We start from the raw sequence: 24,883 nt of genomic DNA on the forward strand, positions 1-24,883 counted from the left end.
ATGACTCCTCCTCTTTCCAGGCTTCTATTCAATATATATAGGTAGTAAAATGGTGAATGTCGTTCCTGAATTAGGATAACTTTTCACATGGATATCTCCGTTATTTTCTTTAATGAGCCTATACGATAACGTAAGTCCCAAACCGACGCCCTTTTCTTTATTTGTGAAAAAAGGCTCATAAATATGGTTCAGTTCTTCCTGCTTCATCCCTTTTCCAGTATCCGATATGGTAATCCGCCCTGTCTTTTCGTTCACTTTATCAATGGTGATTTTAATGGTCTTTTCCTTTGTTTCTTCAACGGCATCAATCGAATTCAACACCAAGTTAAGAAGTACTTGTTGAATTTGTTGTAAATCTATATAAAAAATAAAGTCCTCCTCAATCATCTGCTCGAAATTTATTTGTTTTTTTTCCATTGTCACCTTATGAAAAGCAAGTAAGGATATAAGCTCATGGGCGTGGCAATTTGTAATATTTGGCGGACGCGGACGTGCATATTCAATTAAATCGGTAACAATCCCATTCAAGCGGTTAACTTCAGTAGGCAAGTGCTCCATTAGAACTTGTCGGAATTGAGGATTATCATATTTACTCGGAAGTAAATCAATGAATGTTTTAATCGATGTTAAAGGATTCCTTATTTCATGTGCGACACCTGCAACTAGTTGACCAAGAGCGTGCAGCTTTTCTTGTGTGACCAATTTTTTCTCCAATGTTTTCTTTTCCGTCTCATCATTCATGGAAAGTAAGTATCCGGTTTGTATATCTTCAGTATTGAACATCTTATGAAACGAATAAGAAATCACCTTCTGTTCATTTTCCTCATTTAATACCAATATCCGAAAAGAACCCGTACGATTATTCTCACTTTGTTCCTGGTGTAAAGCTTCGAAATTCTTCATTAAATGCGAATGATTCGTAAGATTCAGAATCATTTCCTTGGAAATGTTAAGAATGTCCGATGCCTTTGCATTGCAGCTGGTAATCATGAAATCGAGATCGAATGTTATGATGCCATTATGGATATTGTTTAAGATTTGATCTTTGAACGCTTCAGCATTAGCGATATTTTGCCGTTGTTTCTCTAAATCCTTATTTAATAAATGTAATTTCAAAGTCTGGTTATGTACGGATTTTTTTAGCTTTTGATTCCATATGTATATGATTAGAAGGATAAGGGCCACGGCAGTTAAGATTATGATCAACCAAAATATAAATTGTTCGAGTCTGGCAATTTTCTGATTGGATTGCGGCATTACCCATTTATCGATTATCCCATTGATATCTCGGTTTGCCTTAAGTTCTGTGAGTGCATTGTCCATCATGAAAAGAAGCGATTGATTTCCCTTTTTCACTGCAATCGTATAATCCGCAGGTTCAATGACTTCATCAAGAATGATGTAATTCTTTTCTTGGCGGAATTTTTTTAAATAGAAATCAGCTGTCCATTTGTTTCCGATGAACACATCAGCTCGGTTGTTCAATAATGTTAAAATTCCGGAGTATTGATTTGAAACGGTCGTTAAGTTTGTATTCCTCATATTGAGAAATGTACTGATAACTGGTGTGTTATGGTCAAGGACAACATGTGAATCACGTAGATCCGTTAACGTATGAATATCCTGTTTCCTTTTACTAGGAATGATTATGGATTGGGACATTGTAAAATAGGATTGCGTGAAATCAAATTGGTTATCTTTTTCGGTATTATAGGTACTTCCAACAATTGCATCAATTGTTCCGTTACTTAAGGCTTTTTCGGCTTCTTCCATCCTCATCGGAATATATTTGAAATCTACGTCATTATATTTCGCTATTTCCTCCATTAAATCAATATTGATGCCTGTCAGTTCACCAGCTTCATTTTCAAATGAAAATGGAGGAAGGGCACTTTCTCCAGCAATTATAAATGTTTTTTCTTTAGCAAAAACAGCGGGAGACCATAATGTTTGAACAAAAATTATAAAGCAAAATATACTTAGTTTAAGCAGCTGCCTTTTAATTAAGAGCCCTCCTTCTACGTCAAAATCCTTGCAGTCAGTAATCCTTTGCTAAAAACATCATAATTATATACTTCTCCAATTAAGACTTGAACCCTTTAATATGTAAAGAATTCTTAGTATAATCTGACACAATATAACAATAACCTACAAAAGAGTGTGTTTCTGAATGCATAAGCTGCGATATCCAATAAGGATGACAGTAAAAAACATGAAGGTTACTCTTGTCTTGTTTTTAGACATATACGAAGGAAACGCGTTTGCCTGCAGTTTTTTCTTTGAATAAGTTCCAGTTGATTTCAGAAATCCGCTCCCTTTCCGCCGACTGTCTGCCAAGCCTCCTTGACGCAAGCGTCTGTGGGGTCTCGGCTAGCCAGTTATTCGGCAGGAGTGTCGCAAATTTCTTCCATCCATTAAGGATTACAGGAGAAAAACATGAAGGATAAACTAGTCTTAAACATGGTTCGGCATAAGATCAGCCTGCATTTTTTTTATTTAAAACACGTTAGTTGATTGGAACGGAAGGTACGAGACTCCTGCGGGAAAAGAGAGTCCAGGGGAGACCCCACAGGCGCAAGGCGCCGAGGAGGCTCCCGGACCACCCGCGGAAAGCGAGTGCCTGGAGTTCTCAAAAAAACTGTGGACATCTTTTAACACAAAGTTGATTGGAATGGGTGTTCGAGAACCCTGCGGGAAAAGCGTGCCCAAGAATACAAAGATTGCCCAAGTTTCCAATAATGTTAACCATCAGATTGTTATCTTATTATTCCATTTCAAGGGTTTTTATCATTTGTCGTAACGTTCCAAGATGATACGCGAAGTGGGCCATGGTCGTTAGCATTTTCCTGAATCGAAATATTCGAAAAAAGCCCAATTTCTCAGTAATAAAATTGAGAAATTGGGCTTTTTTGCTACTCCATAAAAGTACCATATTTTATTGGTGGTATGTTCAAATCATTACTTAAACCTTGTTCAAGATAAGCAACCGTTAGCTCAAAAAAAGTGACCTTTAAGCAAAAAAACAAGGTACACTTTGGTGTGCAGTTTTTTTCTTTCCTTAGCTGCAACAAGTAGGCTTTTTCACGGCAGATCGCTTACACTCTATGGATCACTTTTTTGTTTTTATCCATTTTATTATTCGGTTGAGTGGTTAATTGCGTTCCAAAAAGGAGTTCGAATGAACGCAAAGTGGGGTGAAATCCAAAACATGATTAATTTATTTTGTCATCAAATATATTAATCTTTTAAACCCTTCCCATCGAGAATTTTCTGCATGCATTTTTCGATTCTTGACTCTCGGGTTTTGGATTGTTTGGCTTGTGAAAAATAAAGGATGTATGCTCTTTGCCTTCCTGGGGTCAATGCTTCAAAAGCAGTTTTCAAGGCAGGGATGTCATCGAATTTATTGTGAAGTTCTTCAGGAATTATGAATTCTTCACTCTTTTTAAATTCCACTTCCAACCCGGCTTTTTCAACTTCAATGGCTTCATGAATATAGGCTTTCAGAATGGATTCCGTTGCAACTATTTCTTGAACATTAGTGAACCGAATCTGGCGCGCTCCCTGTACATTCTCCGTTTGTTGAATTAGAAGCCCGTGGGCATCCTGTAACAAGGCACCTTTGTGAAACAGAAGCGCACAATATTCTTTAAATCCATGTATTAAAACGATGTTTTTATTCTCAAACGTGTAACAGGGATGCATCCATTTAAATTCTTCAGTCAGTTCACAGTCAAGAACGATATTTCTTAATGTCTCATATTCTTCTTTCCACTTATTAGCTCTACCTAAAAATTCATCAACCTTAGGATTTGTTCTACTTTTTGTCATCACGGAACACTCCTCTTTCCGAGCAGTTTGCTTTTTTCTTATACGTTAGCTAAATACTAAAAAACAAGGCAGAGGTTTGGTCTTACAATACCTCTAACACGTTATTAAGTTCTTCGCCCATTTTCGCCCAACCATATTTCGCACCATTGAACGCTTGATCTTCTTTTTCGAATCCTGTTTGTTCGAGATGTAAGTGGGTTGTTCCATCCTCGTGCTTTAAGGTCCATGTGACTGTAGTGTTTATACCGCCACCTACCCAGGTGTAAGATAACTTATAAGGCTCCTCGACTTCAAGAACTTCGGAATCAATAATTAATTTCCACTGTTCATTTCGAAACTGGAATTTATGTCCGACGACAGGTTTAATATCATTAGCCATTACCCATTTCCCAAGAGTATTTGCATCCGTTAAGGCAAGCCATACCTTCTCGATCGGGCTCTTAAAATTAAAATCTTGTGTTACTGTTAAACTCATTTTTATTCCTCCTCTAATATTTGATTTAAAAGTGATATTCTTTCACTCCAGAATCTTCTGTAAAACGATACCCAATCCTCAATTTCTCTCAACGGACCAGCATTCAGTCGATAACGGGTTTCCCTGCCGACTTTTCTGCTGATTACTAGACCTGCCTCTTTAAGGATTGCCAAATGCTTTGAAACCGCAGTACGGCCCATTTCAAAATGTACGGTCAACTCATTTAGTGGCAATTCCTCCACGTCCGCCAACAAACGTAGCAATTTACGTCTTGTTGGGTCAGCAATGGCTACATAAATATCACGTTCTTGATTTTTCTCGTTCAAAATCACCCACCCTTTTAATTGGACACCAATTGGTGTCTTTTATTATATGACACTGATTGGTGTCCTGTCAATTTTATTATTGACACACTTTATTTGTTTTATTCCAATATCATCAAGTATATTATTAAATCCTTTTACAACTAAATTGGCCCCGTTTGTTAAAGTGATTCATATATGATCAATTGCTATTTTTGAATATTGGATATGCTCGTGTTTCAGCAAAGGAGTATTTTAGAATTATATCTTCATTGATAAGCAAAGCGGAAAAGAGTTTTACTGGTTTCCATATCTGGGATGCACTTAATCATTCGTGAAGGCGTTTACTATTCCTTAATTCACTAGACGGATTGGGTAGGGATTATGATGATTCATTCGGAGAATGGAAGTATATTACTTGAGATCTGAACTCAGATATTATGTATGGTACTTAAAAAAGAGACTCTTTTGATTGCGGAAATTCAGAGATATGGGTGTTACTGGGGATTTTATAAGGAGGCCCAATTTTTAACTCTGCTTTCATATGGGCTGAGCAAGAAAGTAAAAAAGCAAATGACAGGCAAATGGAGTTGAAGGAGAAGAATTACGGCACGAGATTCGGACGAAGTAAGTATAAATCAATAATGACTCATTCAAAAATATGAAAAAGGAAATAAACTATCTGATATTATAAACCTTCAACTTAGGGATGAGATCGTTTGAACCCCTCTTATGACTAAGACTAAAAGTATCTATCTGGGTTTTTCAAACAAAGTTGATTGGAACGCGTGTACCTGACTCCCGCGGAAAAAGCGTGTCGAAAGGAGAATCCAGGCGCAAGAGTGCCGAGGGCGGACTTCCTTCGGAAAGCAAGTGCCATACGTTCCAATCAGTTTAAAAACTCTCAATATATTATATTATTTTTCTATTTCAAGGCTTTTTATCATTTGACGTAACGCTCCAAGATGATAAGCTGAGTGGGCAATGGTCGCATTTACATTTGTCAGCCATTTTCCTAAATCGATTGTTTCGATTTCTGCGAAAAGAGATACATATTCTTTATGTAATTCCTCTCTGATTTCAGTCCATTTCACCTCATCAACAGTAGTGATGGTCCAGCTTTCTTCCCAATCTTTTTCAAAGTCTGTGCCATTGATCATCGATTGGATCACCCATAAATAATACCGGGTGTGGTCTGCGTGTGCCGCAATTGTCGATCCGTTTATGGAACGTGAAGCATCTACTGCGGTTAAACCATCAAGTGTACCAAAAACCCCGGTATTCGGTTTTGATTCAGTATAATAGCTTCCTTCATTTCCCGGTCCTTCAAACGTTTCCTTCAAAAGCGTTTTTATTGAACTTGCCAACGTCTCGCTCATCTCATTCCCCCCAATGTTTAGTCGACTTCATTACTCTATAATATACTAAGACAAACCAATAAACATTTATATTTTGTTAAATTAATCCAAAAATATCGCGAGTTTAAAGAGTTACTCGCTTAACTTGCATAAGATAAGGGTTTCAATTACTTTCGAGTACAGTTAACATGTGGTATTCACGACTCTCTTAACGTGATGAAAAAAATACCTTAAAAAGGCCATTCCACAGGAACGGCCTTTTTAAGGTATTTTTGAAAATTTGATTCAGTTTTAGTAGCTTTTCAAACGCTCTTCCAGGGACACAATTCTAAACTTTAACTCTTGATTCGGATCCAAGCCACCTATTACAATTTGATTATCTTCCGTAATGGTGACATATCTGAGGGTTTCTTCTCCATGAATCTTGATTTTAGTCTCCGATGTCGTTTCCATTTTTGCAAAAACTTCATCTGTGTATGTAAGCGGGAGAAGATCATCTAAACCTTCTTCGGGGCTGCCGAGCCACTTAAACATGAAATCTTTCAATGAATATTGTTCAATCATCGATAAATGATTTTTAAAAATTAATTTGTCAATTGTTATCTCTTTCAACTTAACCACTCCTCAATAGTATCTAAAGTTTATATGGATAAACTCCTAACATCAAGGGCATTCCAATGACAAACCATTACATTTTGATTACTTGCTTACTGAATTATCCCTTTCCTTCCGTAAAATGGAGTTCGCTAACCCTGAAAACCAATTTTAGATTGATATTTTCGGTAGAATACCCTCGGATTACCATGAGAGGGATTATTTCCTGTGGTTTGCACGTTTTGGTATAGATGATTGAAATGAGGATGTTCATTTCAGTCAAAACAGCCCCATGTTCAAAAATGGGGCTGTTTTTATTATACGGATGTAAAACAACTTCCTGTTTAACAATAGTCCTTTAAATTACATATTATATGTCTTGTTTTCCTTTAACACCATTTATTGAATAGCTGATTTTAATGTTGGCATTTAATGAGTGATACACTGAACAGTACGTATTTTTGGATAATTGAATCGCACGGACGACTTTATCTTCAGGTAGATCTCCCTCTAATAAATAATGGATATGAAAATCGGTAAAACGTTTAGGATGATTTTCTGACCGTACCCCCTCTATTTCTATTTGAAAGGCCTTTGTTTCAAATCGCATTTTCTTTAAAATCATGACAATATCAATTCCTGTACAGCCGGCAAGAGAGTGTAAAAGTAATTCTGTGGGTCTTGCTCCACTATTTTTACCTCCTGCTTCTTCGGCGGCATCCATCTTTATTTCATGTCCCGACGGAGTTGTGCCAGAAAAGGCCAGTTCCCCTGTCCATGTAATCGTTGTCTTCATATATTCTAATTCCTCCCTTTCTTGTTGCTTCGTTCCAAAAATGGACCACATTTTAATTATTGTAAATTTATATCATTTAAGTATTAAAAAATATTGCCGTAATGGGGTCAGTATGCAAATATACATCACTCGGATTCTGGATTTTTTATACCCTAACTTGTGATGATTTTCCATACCTTATATTCTTCCCACAAGTCCTGCTTAGTTAGTCATACTGTAAAATTTGAACGTTGATTACCTCTTCAGGCTTTAAAACCCTAAAAAATATTTCAGATGATTTCAGAAATCCGCTCCCTTTCCGCCAACTGTTTGCCAAGCCGCATCAAAGCAAAGCGGCTTGGCAGACAGTTATACGGCAGGATTGTCGCAAATTTTTTTAATCTATTCAGGGATTGATGTATATAAAGCAGTAAAAAAACAGAAGGATATTAAGTTTACCAATCATGGTTGTGAGAGCATTCCGAACCACCTTTTGTCGTCTGAATTTTAAATCATAGCCCTATTAACCCATTTACCATGCAGTTTTATAGTTTCCTTCTCCATTCAAAGGAGTTTTATACCTATTATTTTCGCCATCTTGCCAAGTGATATTGCCATTTTCATCTTTCAGAACGAACTTGAATTCATAGAATCGATCTGCAGCTAAACGAAATGTTCCACTCCAGCTGCCTTCTGTGTTTTGAGTGAGTTTATATTCGTAATCTTCAGGATTCCATCGGCCGATTTCCCCTCTGTTCCCAATTAAGTAAACTCCCTGTGTGGCAGGTACATTTTCAACTGTGAATGTAACTGGAATCGACTTGCCTTCCAATTTATCAGCCATCATCCTGAACTCATTAGTTGGATTTCCTTCATCGTCGAATAAATAAGACATCCTAAGCAATGTAAATCCCTCAAAACCATGGTTAAAAAGCATTTCTGCTACATTGTCAAAGCCCCATTCATTATCGATGAGAGGGAGTGCGTTTTCCCCGTTTAAAGAAATTCCTTTTTCATTAGCTAAAGAGGCAATATGGGTCACCAAAGTCTTAGGGGCGCTATAGGACGGTGCAGTATGTGCGTCTTGATCTCCCATTTCCAGACAGGTGAATGTAAGGGCCATATTCGATTTCTTAAATTGATTCAATAATTTGGAGTAGTTATGGTACCCGGCACTATATTCTGCTGAATGCGGCATTACTGGATCATTCATTTTCCAATGGACTCCTGAGATTTTAGCTCCAATTGGCACGCCAAAGACTTCATCAAAATGTTTATGGGCAAACTTCGAAATTTTTGCAAGATGCTTTTCGAGTGCCCCTTGATACCACTGCATAAAATCGTATCCAAATTTAGTGTCGATTGCTCCTCCCTTGGTGAAAAATTCATCCCCATTTCCTGGCGGCTGAATCTCATTCCAGTTTTTATACGTTTTGCCCCAAGCAGCATTTAATTTTTTTATCGTGGAATATTTTTCTCTCATGGCAAGCCTGAAATCCCGTTTTGCTCCTTCTGTATAAACTTGAAGCTGTCCCCTCTCAGGATAATCCCAGCCATCGGCATTCTGGTAGGAGGGATATCTTAATTCCCCTGCCGGTCCTGCACTTAGATATATTTTTGCTATTAAATCCTTCTTATCAGCAAAGTTCTCTGCAAAGGATTTGTACAATTCATTGTACTGACCGGCTGTGCCCTCCCACCAAGGAGCAAGTACTTCCTTATTCCAGAAACCACTTTCACTCTTGAAAGCCATGTTTTCGGCAGTGTCTTTATTCCAGAGCCAACTTGGGATGGGATAGTTGCAATCATCCCCCACATTACCGCCGCATTGATGCGTAGACAAAATGGGCACCCATTTTAAACCGGAAGCTTTCACGGTTTCCGCATATTTTTTATAATAGGACCAATCAAACTGATTATCTTTTTTACTCTCGACCAATCCCCACCAGATATCTGTCGTTATTGCATATACTCCATTTTCCTTCAACTGGGTCAGCTCTGCTTTAAATGCCTCCCAATCTGTTATTTCACCCAAGGGGGCCATCACATAAAGCTTGTAATCTGGTTGTACTTCTGCCATTCCAGGTGTATTTGATAAAGGAACAAAATACAGCATAAAGGTAAAAACGCCAACCGATAATTTGTTCATAAAACGCCAACCTTCCCCTATAACTTTATTCATTTGTTCTTCGAAATCGCTTACATTCATTCGTTTTAATAAAAGAATTCCTATACTTGAAAGTATATTGCCTTTGGAAATATTTATCAATTATTCTGCCGGGTAAATTTAGTTCAAAAAACTGCAAAGAAAATATGGATAGTCTTAGAGACTATCCATAGCAACTGGTTATAAAACTATATAAACATTACCATCTTCTATTTCAACATGGAATGTCTTTACACAACCATTATCAGGTTTTTGGACTTCTCCATTTTTGACACTGATTTTCCAGTCATGCATCGGGCAAAATACGTGATCACCACTCACGATGCCTTCCACAAGTACCCCACCTTTGTGTGGGCAACGATTTTCAATAGCCCGGAATTCACCATTTGCTAAATGAAAAAGAGCAATTTCATGAGATCCTATGGTTACTGTTTTCCCCAGGTTTTTTGGCATTTCATTTACGGTTGAGACCTTTATCTTTTGAAGTGTTTTCCCCATTTAGGCTGCCCCCATATTCATTTATTTGATATAGCCGGAATTTTCACTTTTTGAAATAAACCGGTTTGGATCGCATTGCTCTCAATGATTTCTTTCCACGGTTCTTGCAATACGGATAAGGCCTCATCCAAACGTTGGTTAAGCTCCATCCTTTTTTGCTTATCACCAATAATCGCCTTAATGGTATCGAACCCGACACGCTCAACCCAGACCGACGTTCTTTCTAAATAATTGGCAGTCTCTCGATAATGTTGGATGTACGCACCCGTAATTTCAATTACCTCATCACTTGTTTTCACTTTACATAATAATTCAGCAGCTCGTAAATGGGTACCGCCATTGCCGCCAATATAAATTTCCCATGCACCGTCAACACCGACAACACCAAGATCTTTGATACCGGATTCAGCACAATTACGAGGACATGCCGACACAGCCATCTTAACCTTATGCGGTGTGCCAACACGTTCGAATTTCTTCTCCATGGCAATCCCCAGACCGATTGAATCTTGGGTGCCAAACCGGCAAAAGTTTTCACCGACACATGTTTTCACAGTTCGAAGCGTTTTTCCATACGCATATCCAGAAGGCATATCCAGGTCGGCCCATACGCTTGGAAGGTCCTCTTTTTCAACGCCGAACAAATCTATTCTTTGACCGCCTGTTACCTTAAGTAACTTAACATTATACTTATCGGCAACATTTGCTATTTTCCGTAATTGATCGGGATTTGTGACGCCGCCATACATTCTTGGCACAACGGAAAATGTACCATCCTTTTGAATATTTGCATGTAGCCTTTCATTGACATAGCGGGATTCTTTTTCATCTTCATAGTCAACAGGATGGATCATGCCTAAGTAATAGTTCAGTGCCGGTTTACATTTCGAGCATCCATCACTTGTATTCCAGCCGAGAACATTCATGACTTCACGAGTATGTGTCAGATTTTTTTCGCGTATTTCGGCAACAATCTCATCTCTTGATAATGTGGTGCACGTACATATGGATTCCTTCTGGTTTGACTTACTGAAATCAGTGCCTAATGTCAGCTCGAGAATATCACCGACTAACGGCTTACAACCACCGCATGATCTCGAAGCACTTGTGCAGCCTTTTACTTCCTCAATGCTTGTTAAACCATTAGATTCGATAGCCGTCACAATATCACCCTTCGTTACACCATTACAACCACAGATGATTTCTTCATTTGACATCGAAGTGACAAGGCTGACACTGGGTTCACTTGTTCCAACATTCAAGTATTCCGAAACGTCGGCATTTTTATTGATCATGCTCAATAGGATATTGCTTTCCTTTGTATCCCCGAATAATACCGCCCCAGAAATTTTCCCATTTCGAATCATTACTTTTTTGTAAGTACCATTCCATTCATTAAATTCCTTGATTGATTTGGCTTGTTCATCATCGAAAATTTCTCCAGCTGAAAATACATCAACACCAGATATTTTTAACTTAGTAGAAAGCACGGACCCCTCGTAAGGTTTGCTTTCCAATCCGCAAATCCTTTTGGCTAATACTTTGCCCTGTTCATATAGGGGAGCGACCAAACCATACACCATCTCACGGTGTTCCGCACATTCACCAACCGCAAAAATATTCGGGATCTTTGTCTCCATATAATCATTCACGATAATTCCTCGATTGACAGGGATGCCGGAATTTTGGGCCATTGCAACATTTGGCTTAATCCCAACTGCCATGACCACTAAGTCGGCGCTAACTTCCTCGCCATCACTAAAGCGTAATCCTTTGACATCAAATTCACCTAAAACCTCCTGAGTCTGTTTCCCGAGATAAAAATTCATTCCCTGTCTTTCCAGTTCCCTTTGCAGCATTTTTCCTGCTGCTGGATCTAACTGCCTATCCATCAAATATTCCGAAAGGTGAATTACATCTACCTGCATACCTAGATTCAAAAGCCCCCTTGCTGCTTCAAGACCCAGCAATCCTCCACCAATGACTGCAGCCTTTTTGTTGTTTTTAGAATATTCAATCATCTTTTCGCAATCTTCAATATTTCGAAAGGCGGTCACTCCTTTTTTATCAGCTCCCTTTATCGGAAGTATGAAAGGGATTGATCCGGTAGCTAAAATTAATTGATCATATGCAACTTCGCGATTAGCATCTGAATATATGATTTGCTTAGTGGTGTCGATGTTCTTGACTGTTTCACCTGAAAAAAGTGTAATATTGTTCTCTTTGTACCAGTTCCAATCATTTATTGTAATATCATCTATCGTCGTAGCCCCTTGCAATACATTCGATAGTTGGATTCGATCATAATTCGGATGCGGCTCACTTCCGAAGACAGTCACCTCAAACCTTTCCGGTTGAATTTTCAAAATTTCTTCTATACATCTTACTCCAGCCATACCATTCCCAATGAGTGCCAATTTCTGCTTAGACATGTTTTGTCCTCCAATAAGATTTTTTTGAAAGGATGATATGATTGATTATAGGTGACGTCACTTTTTATTGCCACAATCATGTAATAAAATCTTACATAGTTTTTAAAAATTAATATTTAATGTTAGTTTTTATTACAAATATTCAGAAAATTAGGATATAATATCCTTATTGATTCAGCATAAATCCAAAATGAGGTGATTTTCATCGTCCAGCAAAAAGAATCTTATATAGATAGAAAGGTAATTTCCATAGGTGTGGTCAGAGAATTAACCGGACTATCCGATAGACAAATCCGGTATTATGAAGAAAGAAAACTAGTTTTCCCCGAAAGGTCTAAGGGTGGTAACCGTAAATACTCTTTTTCCGACGTCAAGGCATTAGTGGAAATCGCCGATAAAATAGAGGATGGAGTGCAAACCCATGAAATTAGACAGGAAAAATTAAAAGAGAAAAGAAAAATTGAACAGGAAAAAATGCGAAAAAAAATGCTGCAGGGCCAATTAAATGCACACTTTGGCCTGCGTAATTGATTTTCGCCTAGAAACCCGAATTATTAGCAGTTCTATGTCCATATTTCACTCTTCGACAAAATTTTCACATTGCAATATTAAAATAGCTGTTAACATTTTTAAACTGGACATGATGACTTTCATGTCCAGTTTTCCAGTTTCATTACAGTAAAAGTTTTTTAGGTAATCATTCCTTTCTAAGCGAACTCCTTATCTTTTGTTTTCTCGGAAAACCATGATAATTTCCCGGATAAATTCACCACTTCTCCTATTACGATCATGGCGGGATTGGCAACCTGCTCTCTTGTAACGATCGCCACTATTGAATCGATTGTTCCTGTAATAGTTCGTTGAAAACCTGTCGTTCCTTGTTCGATGACTGCAATGGCAGTTTCAGGCTTCATTCCGCAGGAGCGTAATTGTTTACAGATATATGGAAGGTTTTTCATACCCATATAAATAACAATGGTGTCAACACCATGTGTTAAATGATGCCAGTTGATGTTATCAGGTTTGCCAGTCACGCAGTGTCCTGTGACAATTGCGAAGGAACTCCCCCATTCCCTGTGAGTCAGGGGAATTCCAGCATAAGCTGGCGCAGCGATTCCAGATGTGATTCCAGGGACTATTTCAAATTGAATTCCGTGCTTTGCCAGCGCTTCTGCTTCCTCACCGCCACGGCCAAAAATGAAAGGATCTCCGCCTTTTAGACGAACAATCGTTTTTCTCTCCATTGATTTACTTATTAACAATTGATGAATGTCCTCTTGAGGGACACAATGTATACCAGGCGCTTTACCGCAATAAATGTATTCAGCTTCAGGTTTGCCGTATGAAAGCAATTCACGATTTACCAATCGATCATACAAGATGACATCCGCTTCCGCGATGCATTTGATTGCCTTGACAGTAATTAAGTCCGGATCACCAGGTCCGGCACCAACGATATAGACCTTACCTTTTTCCATCCTTTATCCCCTTTTGTTGTTTAGTCATGAAATGTGATTAGCTCCATTTTTCGATTATGATTGAATCAAAAAAATATGGTGAAGGGGAAGATCCCCTCCCCTTAATGAGACGTTAACTCTAATATAGGATGTACTTTTACAGCGCTGACTTTAAACCCAGGCATTTTGCATGTCGGGTCTAAATCCTGTGAAACGAGGCGATTGACATTTTGGGAGTCTGCCCAATGAAAAGGAACGAATATAGTATCATGGCGAATCGTTGCGGACCATTTGCTTCTTACAACAATACTTCCGCGCCTTGATTCAATTTTCACCAAAGTATTGTCTGAAATATGATATTTCTTGGCTGTTTCTGGATGGATTTCCATATATGATTCAAAATTTCTTGCGGCTAATGATGAGCTTTTTCTCGTTTGTACTCCAGTTAAATAGTGTGACATGATTCTTCCTGTTGTTAAATAAAGCGGAAATTCCGTACATGGCTTTTCTTTTGGAACATGAGGCACGTTATTAACCACAACCATGGCCGCCTTTCCGTCCGGGTGGGCAAAAGACGATTCGAATAACCTTTTAGTCCCTTTATGGTCAATGGATGGACATGGCCACAAAATGCCTCCTTCTTTTCTTAAGCGATCATACGTTATACCATAATAATCGGCGGTTCCCCCGCGGCTTGCCACTCTTAGTTCTTCAAATATCTCATTTGCAGATTGAAAGGGAAAATACTCCCCTTTCCCAAGAGCTTTAGCTATATCACAAATGATTTGCCAATCATGCTTCGCTTCCCCAGGTGATGAAAAACTTGCTTCCCGCAACGTTACCCGTCCTTCCAAATTCGTCATCGTTCCTTCATCCTCTAAATAAGACGAAGTAGGTAAAATCAAATCAGCCAATCTAGCAGTTTCAGAAACGAACATATCTACTGCGACAAGAAACTTTAATTTCTTCAAAGCCTTTTTGACAAAGTTAGCATTGGGATTTGAAACAATTGGATTGGAACACATTAAAAACATGCCGGTAATTTCACCTTCATTTATCTTCTCTATCATTTCGTATGCCGATACACCTTTACGCGGCAAATCAGCCTCATCAATTCCCCATATACTTGCAATATGTAATCTATGTTCCTCATTTTCAATCATGCGATACCCCGGCAGCTGGTCTGCCTTTTGGCCATGTTCTCTTGCTCCCTGCCCATTTCCCTGTCCAGTGATAGCTCCATAGCCCGAATTCACTTTTCCGATTTTTCCTGTAACAATAAGAATATTAAGAAAATTACGGACGGCGGCCGAACCATCTGTTTGCTGCTCAACGCCCCTAGCTGTAAAAATCATCCCTGATTCTTCTTTCCCGAACATGGCAGCCGCTTTTTGGATTTGGTCGCTAGGAACCCCTGTCATTTCGGCAATCTCCTCCAACTCTAAAGATGTAACATACTCTTTAACTTCTTTATAGCCATTTGCACGTTCCCGGATAAATGCTTCATCAGTAAAATCCTCTTCAATGATCACTTTCAATAATCCGTTTGCCAAGGCGGCATCCATCCCTGGTTTCACTTTTAGATGTAAGTCGGCCATTTTCGTTGTTGCTGTTTCCCGGGGATCTACAGCAATGATATATGCCCCATTTTGTTTCGCTTGCTCAAAGTACGGCATGATTGTGGGTTGGCATTCCGCTATATTCGTACCCGCCAAGATTATGCACTTTGTGAACGGAACCTCTGATAAGCTGTTGGTCAGGCCCCTGTCCATACCAAATGTTTGGCCGGCTGCCGAAGCAGCTGCAGACATGCACAGACGGCCATTATAATCTATATACTTTGTTTTTAAAGCCACCCTTGCAAATTTCCCAAGCAAATAGGCTTCTTCATTTGAAATGGATGCACTCCCATAAACAGATAATGCATTTACCCCATCTTCCGCTTGAATTCTTGTGAAATTCTCTTTAATGTGGCTTAATGCTTCCTCCCATGATATTCGAACAAATTCCCCATTTTTTTTCAATAATGGGTATTTAATTCGATCTTTATGCAAAGCATGTTGGTGTGCATTCATTCCTTTAATGCATAAGCGCCCCTCTGAGGTTGGATTATCTTTTCCAATCGTCATATACTTTTTTCTTGTCACTATTGTTTGTTCCAGCAGCTGCATCTTACATTGCATGCTGCAAAATGGACATTGTGTATCATATCGTTTTTCTGATTGGACCTCTTGTTGCTTCGTGCGGAAATACTTTAATAATAATTCGGTCAAGGCTCCTCACCCTTTACTCATGGATTTCTATGGATTTTTCATGGTACAAACATTTAACCGCTTACTAAGTCCTGCAACTAGTTTTCCCCTTTGTTCATTCCCTGATCTAGGCCAGTTCCATTCGTTGAGATAGTTGCTGATTAAGTTCATCATCAAACAATATTTCTCTAACATGAATTAATCCCAATCGTTCAATCCATTGCCAAGTCCGTTCTAAGTAGTTGGCTGTTTCCCGATAATATTGAATAAAGCCGATGATGATTTCAATGGCTTCTTCATTTGTGCCGGCTACACATAGCAGTTCACCTGCACGTGCATCCCGCCCGCTGCTTCCGCCCACATATATTTCCCAGCCCCTGTCAATGCCCATAACACCTATATCTTTCGTTGTTGATCCTGCACCGTTATGCATACAAGCGGATATGCCCATCTTTATACGGTATGGTGTAGATACTTGCTCCAATCTTTTTTCCAAATCTACAGCAAGTAATAGGGATTGCTGTTTATCACAAGAGCAAACATGTTCACCGATACATGTTTTGACGTTTTGAACGGTGTTACCATATTTCGAACTTAACGGCATATCTAAATCAGCCCACACACCTGGGAGATCTTCTTTTTTCACCCCCATTAAATGAATCCTTTGTTCACTTGTTATCGCAACCTGGGATATTTCATATTTATCGGCAACATTAGCAATTTTTCGCAAGTCATTTGCATTCGTCATCCCGCCGTACATTTGCGGGATAACTGAGTATCGGTTATCACTTTGAACTGTTGCATTCTTTTTTTCGTTTATGAAAAGAGTTTGCTGTCTGATCTCGTACTCTGGATGAATCATCCCTAAATAATAGCTCAATGCAGGCCTGCAAGTTGAACAACCTTTTGTATTTTCCCATTCAAGAGCATCCATCGCTTCTTGGACAGTCGATACGTCTTGGAGCTGCATTTTATACACAACTTCATCTTCCGTTAATTTCGTACATGAGCAAAATGCAGTTTGCTTCTCATCCTGAGTAGTAAGATTACTTTGAATATAGGTCAAAAGCTCGGTCACTGCCGGCTTACATCCGCCGCAAGAACCGGAAGCCTTTGTGCATTGTTTAACTTGTTCCACTGTCGTTAATCCCTTATTTTGAACCGCTTCAATGATTCCCCCCTTTGAAACAGCATTACAATGGCAAATGATTTCATGATTTGCCATCGAAGCGATTAATCCCTCAGCCGTATTTGGTGACTGGAACATTGAACGCCTTTCCTCTGACGATACTTCTTGCCGCTTTACAATCATATCGAGTAATCGTGAGCTGTTGTTTGTATCTCCATAAAGCACAGCACCTATGATTTTTCTTCCTTGAAAAACCAACTTTTTATAAACACTATCCAATTCATCAAAAGTTGTGATGGATTTCGTTGTTTCGTCACCAAGGAAATCACCAACAGAAAATAGCTCAACTCCTGATATTTTCAACTGGGTCGAAAGGACAGAGCCTTGGTATCCGCTGCATTTCATCTCACAAATATGCTTTGCCAGCACTTCACCTTGTTCGTATAGAGGTTTAACAAGCCCATAAACCATGCCTTGATGTTCAGCACATTCACCAACCGCATAAATATCTGGGATGCTGGTTTCTAAATAGTCATTTACAATAATCGCACGATTGGTATCAATTCCGCTTTCTTTGGCCAACTGAATATTCGGCCTGACTCCCGCAGCCATAACGACCAAATCTGCATCCAGCTCCGTTCCATCTTTAAAACGGACGCGCTCTACACGCTCGTTACCAATTAACTCCTGTGTTTCCTTTTTTAAAAGAAAGTTCATTCCCTGGTTTTCCAACTCTTTTTGCAGTAAAAGTGATGCCGTTGAATCGAGCTGCCTTTCCATTAAATAGTCAGCGATATGAACGACATGCACTTCCATACCAAGGTTTAACAGACCTCTCGCTGCTTCCAAACCTAACAAACCGCCTCCGATGACGACTGCTTTTTTATGTTTGCGTGAAGTTTCAATCATCTTTTGGCAATCTTCAATCGTCCGAAATGCAATGACGCCTTCTTTATCTACACCTTTGACAGGAAGAATGAACGGAACAGAACCTGTGGCAATTATCAGCTTATCGTAGTAAACTTCCCGTTCTTTGTCTGTTTTTATTTTCCTAGTCTCTTTATCGATTTTTATGACCGTTTCACCTGTGAACAATTGGATATTATTCTCCGTATACCAGTTTCGATCATTTATCGTAATATCTTCAAAAGAGGTATTGCCTTGAAGCACAGTCGACAATAAGATTCGGTTATAGTTAACATGCGGTTCACTTCCGAAAATAGTAATCTCAAAGGCAGTCGGATCCTTACTAATGATGGATTCAACACAACGTAATCCTGCCATTCCGTTCCCTACTAAGATCAGTTTTTGTTTATACATTTTATCCCCCCAAAAACAAGTGCTGTAAAAAGCCAAACTAAGTAAACAAAGTTCTAGATCTTAACTGAATTCTTTCCGAGTACCCACGTTTTTCTCCATGAAAGCTGAGCTAGGCCCAGGATAAGCAAAGCCACGATTCCAACTGCGGAAAATACTAAAAATCCTGTAGCATATGTGCCAGTGATCTGTTTCAACGTACCTAGTATGTTTGGAACCAAGAATCCGCCAACACCTCCGGCAGCTCCCACAATCCCTGTGATAAAACCTATTTCTTTAGAAAATCGCTGTGGAACTAACTGAAAGACAGCTCCGTTGCCCATACCGAGAAATAGCATTCCGATGAACAGAAGGATTGTAACGACAGTAAGAGAATAAAGAAAACTAATCCCAAACATACATATAGTGAGTCCAATAAATAGAAACATAAGCAGTTTAACTCCACCTATTTTATCGGCAATAAATCCTCCGACGGGACGAAAGAAACTTCCGGCGATGACACATAATGTAACGAATTCCCCCGCCCTTATTCGTGTTAACCCATACTCATCAACAAAAAAGATGCTTAAAAAGCTAGTGAACCCGACAAAGCCCCCAAAAGTTACACTGTAAAGAATACAAAAATACCAAGTGTCCGTTATTTTAAATACGTTGAAATATTCCTTTAGTGGTTTTGCCGGCGGTTGAGATGGCGCGTCTTTTGCGATTAAAATATAAATGATAAACACGATGGTTAAAGGAATCAAAGCTAATCCCATAACATTATGCCAGCCAAGAGATTCTGCAAGACGAGGTCCGAACAATGTCGCAAAAAGAGTTCCGCTGTTACCGGCACCTGCAATGCCCATCGCAAGACCCTGCAAATGCGGGGGATACCAACGACTGGCCATAGGAAGTGCTGCAGCAAAACTTGCTCCTGCCACCCCTAGTAATATCCCTATTAAATAAAGCTCTGCTAAACTTTCACCGAATAACCATCCCCCAAAAAGTGGAATCATCGTTACAAGCATCCCGCCGATTGCGGTTTTCCGCGGGCCGATGCGGTCAGTCAAAAAACCAAGGACGATTCGAAAAAACGAGCCTCCCAAAATCGGAATAGCCACAATCAAGCCTTTTTCAGCTGGGGAAAGTCCGAAATCCTTTGTAATATAGACACCGAGTGCCCCTAATAATACCCAAATCATAAAACTGATATCAAAATAAAGGAATGAAGCTAATAATGACGGAGCATGACCGCTTTTTTTCAATTCAGATATTTTCATTTTTCATCTCTCCAATACTTTATTAATTGAATATTTGTTTATTTTACTCTTATAAAAGTAAGATTTCTTTGTTTATGTAAGAAAACATCACACACTTTTTTTGTAAGTTATTAAATTGTGAATACTTTGAAGTAGGTATTGGTCAAAATTTAATAAATTCATTTCCTTTTTCTAATAAAAATCGCATGATATTGTGTTTACTTAGGTGATGTAAAGTTACAGGCTTTTTTAACTTTTCATTTATGGCCGGAATAAACTCCAAGAACATTTTGAAATATTCTCCATACAAAAAAAGAGAAGCCTAATGCTTAAGCTTCTCTTTCAGCCTGTAGATAAACCCGACTATAATGGAGTTTGTTTCCAGTTTTATATTTGTCCGTTAATTCATTCCAGCCACCCGCTCCCAAACAACTTTGTTTAACATAAGATAGAACTCCTTTTGCCTACAGTCTTTTTTGTTTAGGCTGTTTTCGCATACTTTGTTGCTATTTACTAAGTAGTGCGGTGTGGTTGATTTCCCCTCCAGATGCTCGCTTTCCTTGGTGCGGGCGGTGAGCCTCCTCGGCGTAAACGCCTGTGGGGTCTCACCTGTCCCGCTGCTCCCGCAGGAGTCTTGCACTTCCGCTCCAATCACCCTTAAATAGTTTCGTTTTAAAAACAACAATCTTTACGAAAAGAGCCTTTGTTTAAAATAGAAGAAATAAGACTTGAGGTGATATCCATTCAGCGAGATCAACTTGAAATGATGACCCTTCTTTAAACGCGGGTTCTTCCCACGGCACGAAACAAGGACCTCTTTCATATGATGTGTTATGAACGGTATGAGATATTTAATAATCTGATTCTATCCGGGGAAAGGTTGGGTACAATAATATGAAGCAATATCCATTTCAGAACATCCCATTTCAAAATCTTCAGAAAAAGGATATGTCCTTTGAAGAGGTATTCGTTCATATTGTTGAGTTTATGGAATTAAATCCTTCCGGTAACTATCAATTAATGGTCGGGACAGATTCGCAAGTACATAAAAAACATACGGTTTTCATTACCGGCATCGTAATACGGCAGGTCGGAAATGGTGTATGGGGTTGTATAAGAAAAGTGATGATCCCTAGAAGGATGCTGCATTTACATGAACGTATTTCTCAAGAGTTGTCGTTAACAGAGGAAATCGTATCACTGTTTACGGAAGAAAGAAAAAATCAATTAATCGATATTGTCCTGCCTGCTGTATATCAAGGTGCGACGTTCACAATGGAAGGTCACATTGATATCGGGGTTGGAAAGCGAAACAAAACCAGTGAGTTTGTAAAAGAAATGGTAGCCAGGATGGAATCCATGGGGGTGGAACCAAAAATCAAACCGGATGCTTTCGTAGCTTCAAGTTATGCCAACCGTTATACAAAACAAGAGTGAATGTTTACAAAAATATGTAATTGCACAATATGGTTTGGGAATTTTCAGACGGCAAAGCGTTACATACTTTTTTTCGGTATGCAATTTTAAATAAGCAAAAAACCGGCCTCAGACCGAGACCGGCTTTAACATTTTAAGATATAAGCCGCCAATGCCGTATTCAGTAAGAAAGTTTTAAACCACCACTCCTCAAAGTGGGTGTTTGCAGAAAAAATCCTGTTGTCCAAGTCAGTGACGAGGCATAACATTCCTGTTTCAATATAAAACTCCCTATTACAGCTTAAAGGTTAAAACTTTATTATCATTACGAACAGTGCAGCTTGTATAATTATCATACCTGAATTACTTACATGTTACAATGTTAATAATCACCATTTTAAAATCACTTATGGCTGTGGAATGGATGGAAGCTGGATTCGTTATAATCAACTATTGATCAAAAAAACCGATAAAATCCCCTTGGTCCTCATTTTGAAGATATAATACCGTTTCTTTGTCAGAAATGGTTGGCAGTCCGAATTTTTGATCATACCTCTCAATTCCTTTACCTGTTATGATAATCCAATCCCCTTCTTTTCCTGCTTGTAACGCCTCCTGGATAGCAAAGGTACGATCAGGAATAACCTTTCCGTTTCCAGCTGAGTAATCACTAAGCAGTTTATTTAGTGTGGATTCCATCCCGTCCATCCCGTCCGAATTCAGATCATCCATTGTCAAAATCAAAACATCACTATGTTCCGAAGATACTTTAACCATTTCAGCCCTTTTGGTTGTATCTCGTCCACCCCGGAAACCAAAGATATGATAAATCTTTTTGGCCCCACATTCTTTGGCCGTTTGAAGCATGTGATGAATGGCATCTGCAGTATGTGCATAATCGATGACTATAGTCGGCCCAGATGCTTTCTTATATATTTCAAACCTTCCTGGTACACCGGAAAATCGTTTCAATGAAGTGAGAATTTCCTGTTTTGAAATTGGAAACATCTTCGCTACGGAATAGGCAGCTGTTGCGTTATATAAATTATGAAGTCCAGGTAAAGGTAACTCAATTTTCACAAAGTCTTGTTTCTCATTCAATAAAATAAAGGGGTTCGTTGCGGTATTATAATTGGTTATGGCTAAATCGCAGCGATTGGCTTTTCCAAAAACAAAGGCTCTGACATTCTTCTCCCATAAGTATTCTTGCAGTTTCCCCCCCCAGAAATCATCTCCATTAATAACCGCAAGACCACTAGGTTTCAATTTTTCAAAAAGCAGTAATTTTGCCAGGAAATAATCCTCCATCGTACCGTGGAAGTCAAGATGGTCATGATACAAATTCGTGAAGACACAGAAATCAAATTCAATTCCTTCTAAACGGTATTGAGCTAATCCATGTGAAGACACTTCCATTATGACAACCATGTCCCTACTTTCAACCAGCAAGGAATTCAATTCCATGGTACCTGGAGTCGTATTATGGGAATCGACTTTGTTCCCATTGATAATATGCTGTATCGTACCAATGACTGAACAGGTTACTCCATTCTCTTCTAATATTTGCTGAAGCATATAGCTAGTTGTAGTTTTCCCATTTGTGCCCGTAATTCCTATCATTATTTTTTGATTGCTGGGATCTCCATAAAACCTTTTGGCGATTTGTCCTAATGCTTTACGGCTGTTCTCCACTCTTAAATAAGGAACTTCCAAACCCTTAATATCTCGATTGCCAATCACAGCCGATGCCCCTAAGCGAATTGCATCATTGATGTAATTATGGCCATCGGACTTATATCCGGTTACGGCAACAAAAAGGAATCCTTTTTTTATTTCTTTAGAGTTATCGGTTACACCTGTTATGGATATATGTTCAACGTCCTTCGGCAAATCCCCGTTTATCGCTTCTTTCAATATGTTTTTAAGGATCATTAACTTTTCTCCTTTGTAAGCTATTCACTTGCATAAGTACAATAAGCCCATTTTTAGTATTAACCAGTACTCCTAAAATAAATGTAAATCCAGAATTTGTCAGTTTCAATGACAGTATGAAGAAAAAAGAAAGAAAAGCAGCCAATTTTGGCTGCTTTTCTAATGGTTGTAGCTGTATTTAGGTGCTGGCACACCGCAAGATGCTTACGATTGAACTTCCAGAGGTTTCGTTTCGGCCTTCTGATTGTACAATGGCAATATGAAAAACATTCCTAGAATAAAAAAGAAAGCGGCGGTTTCAAATATGGCTACGAGTGAAAATTGCTCTTTCAGCACGCCTGCCGCGCTCATGGTCAACACCATCGATCCAGTGAATAATGGGCTTAAGATTCCATTGACCCTTCCGATGAACTCTCCCTCGGTCCTCTGCAATATCAATGTATTGATCCCGATTTGGATACAAGGAAGCATTAGCCCATTAAAGAACTCGGCAGTAAGTGTAATCCAAAGATTTGTCGAAAGCCCCATTACCGCCAACCCTATGGCATTCACAAGCATTCCGAAAGCTAATAATCTTTGAGGTGCCACCTTTTTGGCAAAGATCATTACACCGGCTCCGCCTAAAATCATACCAAACCCATTCACCATAAATAACCATTGGAGATTTTCCTTAGGCAGTTCCAGTTGTTCTGTAACAAGGAATATCGAGAGCGGCTGAATGAAACCCAGTCCGAGCCCGGCAGCCAGAAAACATAAACCAAGCAAACTTAGTTCTTTTTTTCGTAATACGTAGCTCACTCCGCTTTTCATTTCCTGCCATAATGTTGTTTTTGCTGTCCCCTCATTCAGTTTGCGATCTTTTGGAAGAAAGGCGAGTGCGCCAGCTGAAAGTAGAAACGCCAGGCCAGTAATCGCAATCGAGGTGTTGATCCCGAAAGATTGGAAGGCAAATGTACCAAGAATCGGACCTAAAACCATAAATACTGCGAAAACGGTCTGATAAACTGACATCCCTGTCTGGATTTGACTTTCTGGCAAATGCATCTTAAATAGCTTCATGCCCGATGGCTGAGAAAATTGAGAAAGTATCGCCGAAATTAAAGTTGCGAAGAAAACCATTTTCCAACTGCCGAAGATTAGCGAGATAAGGACAGCAAATACAGACATTGCACTTAAAATATCACACCAAACCATCGTTTTTTTCGGACTCCAGCGGTCAGCAAATGTGCCTCCAATAAATGAAAAAATAAAAATGGGTGCGAATTCTGCTACTGATATCATGGAAATGGCAAAGGCATCTCCATTTGTCTTTTCCATGACGAATAACAAAACGGCAAAATTCCGTACCCATATCCCTATTTGTAAAAACAACCCTGAGAAGATAATGGCCTGGAATACTCGATTTTTAAAAATGTTAGGTTCCTTTTTATTTAATGTTTCAGATGTGTTATTCGCCAATATAAAAACCCCCTGTGAAATATCTGGACAGGAGGCAGTACAATACAAATATAACAAGAAAAAATATCCCTAATCGAAGGACACAATGATCTTTGTTTGTATTTTAATGTACAGACTAATCCTATCCAGAAAAAAATTCGTTTTAAGCACGCATTTTTTCTTAAAAAATAGGATTAAATGATCATTGTTTAAAGGTCACCCTTCCATTTTATGTTATTTTCATAATAATTTATTTAATCTGATAAATCA

At 38.9% G+C, this 24,883-nt stretch carries 18 protein-coding genes and 1 other RNA gene; 2 read left to right on the forward strand and 17 right to left on the reverse strand.

What is annotated here, in order from left to right:
- Nucleotides 1–24: 24 nt before the first annotated feature.
- From AC0VX1_RS12930 to nirB (AC0VX1_RS12975), 10 genes are all read right to left on the reverse strand, one after another.
- Nucleotides 25–2,046: a transporter substrate-binding domain-containing protein gene (locus AC0VX1_RS12930; RefSeq protein WP_475471770.1), complete on the reverse strand. Its 2,022-nt coding sequence runs from the start codon at nucleotides 2,044–2,046 to the stop codon at nucleotides 25–27.
- Between the two features lie 1,191 nt (nucleotides 2,047–3,237).
- On the reverse strand, nucleotides 3,238–3,831 hold the full coding sequence (locus AC0VX1_RS12935; RefSeq protein ID WP_475471603.1) for a YdeI/OmpD-associated family protein: 594 nt from the start codon (nucleotides 3,829–3,831) through the stop codon (nucleotides 3,238–3,240).
- 82 nt (nucleotides 3,832–3,913) lie between these two features.
- The gene (locus tag AC0VX1_RS12940) at nucleotides 3,914–4,306 is read right to left on the reverse strand and encodes an SRPBCC family protein (protein ID WP_278089441.1); all 393 of its coding nucleotides are present in this window, start codon (nucleotides 4,304–4,306) and stop codon (nucleotides 3,914–3,916) included.
- A 2-nt stretch (nucleotides 4,307–4,308) separates the two neighbouring features.
- Nucleotides 4,309–4,632, reverse strand: a complete 324-nt coding sequence (locus AC0VX1_RS12945; protein WP_034306755.1) for an ArsR/SmtB family transcription factor — start codon at nucleotides 4,630–4,632, stop codon at nucleotides 4,309–4,311.
- Nucleotides 4,633–5,525: 893 nt separating this feature from the next.
- Nucleotides 5,526–5,987: a hypothetical protein gene (locus AC0VX1_RS12950; protein WP_278089440.1), complete on the reverse strand. Its 462-nt coding sequence runs from the start codon at nucleotides 5,985–5,987 to the stop codon at nucleotides 5,526–5,528.
- Nucleotides 5,988–6,257: 270 nt separating this feature from the next.
- On the reverse strand, nucleotides 6,258–6,578 hold the full coding sequence (locus AC0VX1_RS12955; RefSeq protein WP_475471606.1) for a hypothetical protein: 321 nt from the start codon (nucleotides 6,576–6,578) through the stop codon (nucleotides 6,258–6,260).
- A gap of 352 nt (nucleotides 6,579–6,930) precedes the next feature.
- Nucleotides 6,931–7,356 (reverse strand): OsmC family protein, encoded by a 426-nt coding sequence (locus AC0VX1_RS12960; RefSeq protein WP_413022590.1) that lies wholly within the window; start codon nucleotides 7,354–7,356, stop codon nucleotides 6,931–6,933.
- Nucleotides 7,357–7,867: 511 nt separating this feature from the next.
- On the reverse strand, nucleotides 7,868–9,484 hold the full coding sequence (locus tag AC0VX1_RS12965) for a family 14 glycosylhydrolase (RefSeq protein WP_268591730.1): 1,617 nt from the start codon (nucleotides 9,482–9,484) through the stop codon (nucleotides 7,868–7,870).
- A 198-nt stretch (nucleotides 9,485–9,682) separates the two neighbouring features.
- Complete coding sequence (gene nirD, locus AC0VX1_RS12970) at nucleotides 9,683–10,000, reverse strand: nitrite reductase small subunit NirD (RefSeq protein WP_054395784.1); 318 nt, start codon at nucleotides 9,998–10,000, stop codon at nucleotides 9,683–9,685.
- A gap of 17 nt (nucleotides 10,001–10,017) precedes the next feature.
- A complete protein-coding gene (nirB, locus tag AC0VX1_RS12975) occupies nucleotides 10,018–12,432 on the reverse strand; it encodes a nitrite reductase large subunit NirB (RefSeq protein WP_475471609.1) in 2,415 nt (804 codons plus the stop codon).
- 255 nt (nucleotides 12,433–12,687) lie between these two features.
- On the opposite strand from nirB (AC0VX1_RS12975), the gene AC0VX1_RS12980 reads away from it, so the two are divergent.
- Complete coding sequence (locus AC0VX1_RS12980; RefSeq protein WP_269450004.1) at nucleotides 12,688–12,963, forward strand: MerR family transcriptional regulator; 276 nt, start codon at nucleotides 12,688–12,690, stop codon at nucleotides 12,961–12,963.
- Nucleotides 12,964–13,139: 176 nt separating this feature from the next.
- On the opposite strand, the gene cobA is transcribed toward AC0VX1_RS12980, so the two are convergent.
- The 4 genes from cobA to AC0VX1_RS13000 form a co-directional block, all read right to left on the reverse strand.
- A complete protein-coding gene (gene cobA, locus AC0VX1_RS12985; protein WP_098864519.1) occupies nucleotides 13,140–13,910 on the reverse strand; it encodes a uroporphyrinogen-III C-methyltransferase in 771 nt (256 codons plus the stop codon).
- A 101-nt stretch (nucleotides 13,911–14,011) separates the two neighbouring features.
- Nucleotides 14,012–16,162: an assimilatory nitrate reductase catalytic subunit NasC gene (gene nasC, locus AC0VX1_RS12990; protein ID WP_475471612.1), complete on the reverse strand. Its 2,151-nt coding sequence runs from the start codon at nucleotides 16,160–16,162 to the stop codon at nucleotides 14,012–14,014.
- 106 nt (nucleotides 16,163–16,268) lie between these two features.
- Complete coding sequence (nirB, locus tag AC0VX1_RS12995) at nucleotides 16,269–18,590, reverse strand: nitrite reductase large subunit NirB (RefSeq protein ID WP_475471614.1); 2,322 nt, start codon at nucleotides 18,588–18,590, stop codon at nucleotides 16,269–16,271.
- 53 nt (nucleotides 18,591–18,643) lie between these two features.
- Entirely contained in the window at nucleotides 18,644–19,849 is a 1,206-nt protein-coding gene (locus AC0VX1_RS13000) for a nitrate/nitrite transporter (RefSeq protein ID WP_475471616.1), read from the reverse strand.
- An 873-nt stretch (nucleotides 19,850–20,722) separates the two neighbouring features.
- Here AC0VX1_RS13000 and AC0VX1_RS13005 point away from each other — a divergent pair.
- On the forward strand, nucleotides 20,723–21,265 hold the full coding sequence (locus AC0VX1_RS13005; protein ID WP_034306780.1) for a ribonuclease H-like YkuK family protein: 543 nt from the start codon (nucleotides 20,723–20,725) through the stop codon (nucleotides 21,263–21,265).
- Nucleotides 21,266–21,403: 138 nt separating this feature from the next.
- On the opposite strand, the gene ssrS is transcribed toward AC0VX1_RS13005, so the two are convergent.
- The 3 genes from ssrS to AC0VX1_RS13020 all read right to left on the reverse strand — a co-directional run bounded on the left by ssrS (nucleotide 21,404) and on the right by AC0VX1_RS13020 (nucleotide 24,634).
- A non-coding RNA gene (gene ssrS / locus AC0VX1_RS13010) (6S RNA) lies at nucleotides 21,404–21,590 on the reverse strand.
- Nucleotides 21,591–21,694: 104 nt separating this feature from the next.
- Nucleotides 21,695–23,176 carry a UDP-N-acetylmuramoyl-L-alanyl-D-glutamate--2,6-diaminopimelate ligase gene (locus AC0VX1_RS13015; RefSeq protein WP_475471619.1) on the reverse strand — a complete coding sequence of 494 codons (1,482 nt, stop codon included), beginning with the start codon at nucleotides 23,174–23,176 and terminating at the stop codon, nucleotides 21,695–21,697.
- Nucleotides 23,177–23,380: 204 nt separating this feature from the next.
- Nucleotides 23,381–24,634 (reverse strand): MFS transporter, encoded by a 1,254-nt coding sequence (locus AC0VX1_RS13020; RefSeq protein ID WP_413008594.1) that lies wholly within the window; start codon nucleotides 24,632–24,634, stop codon nucleotides 23,381–23,383.
- Between the last annotated feature and the right edge of the window lie 249 nt (nucleotides 24,635–24,883).

The organism is Peribacillus sp. QJM3NY_7 (assembly GCF_056173225.1).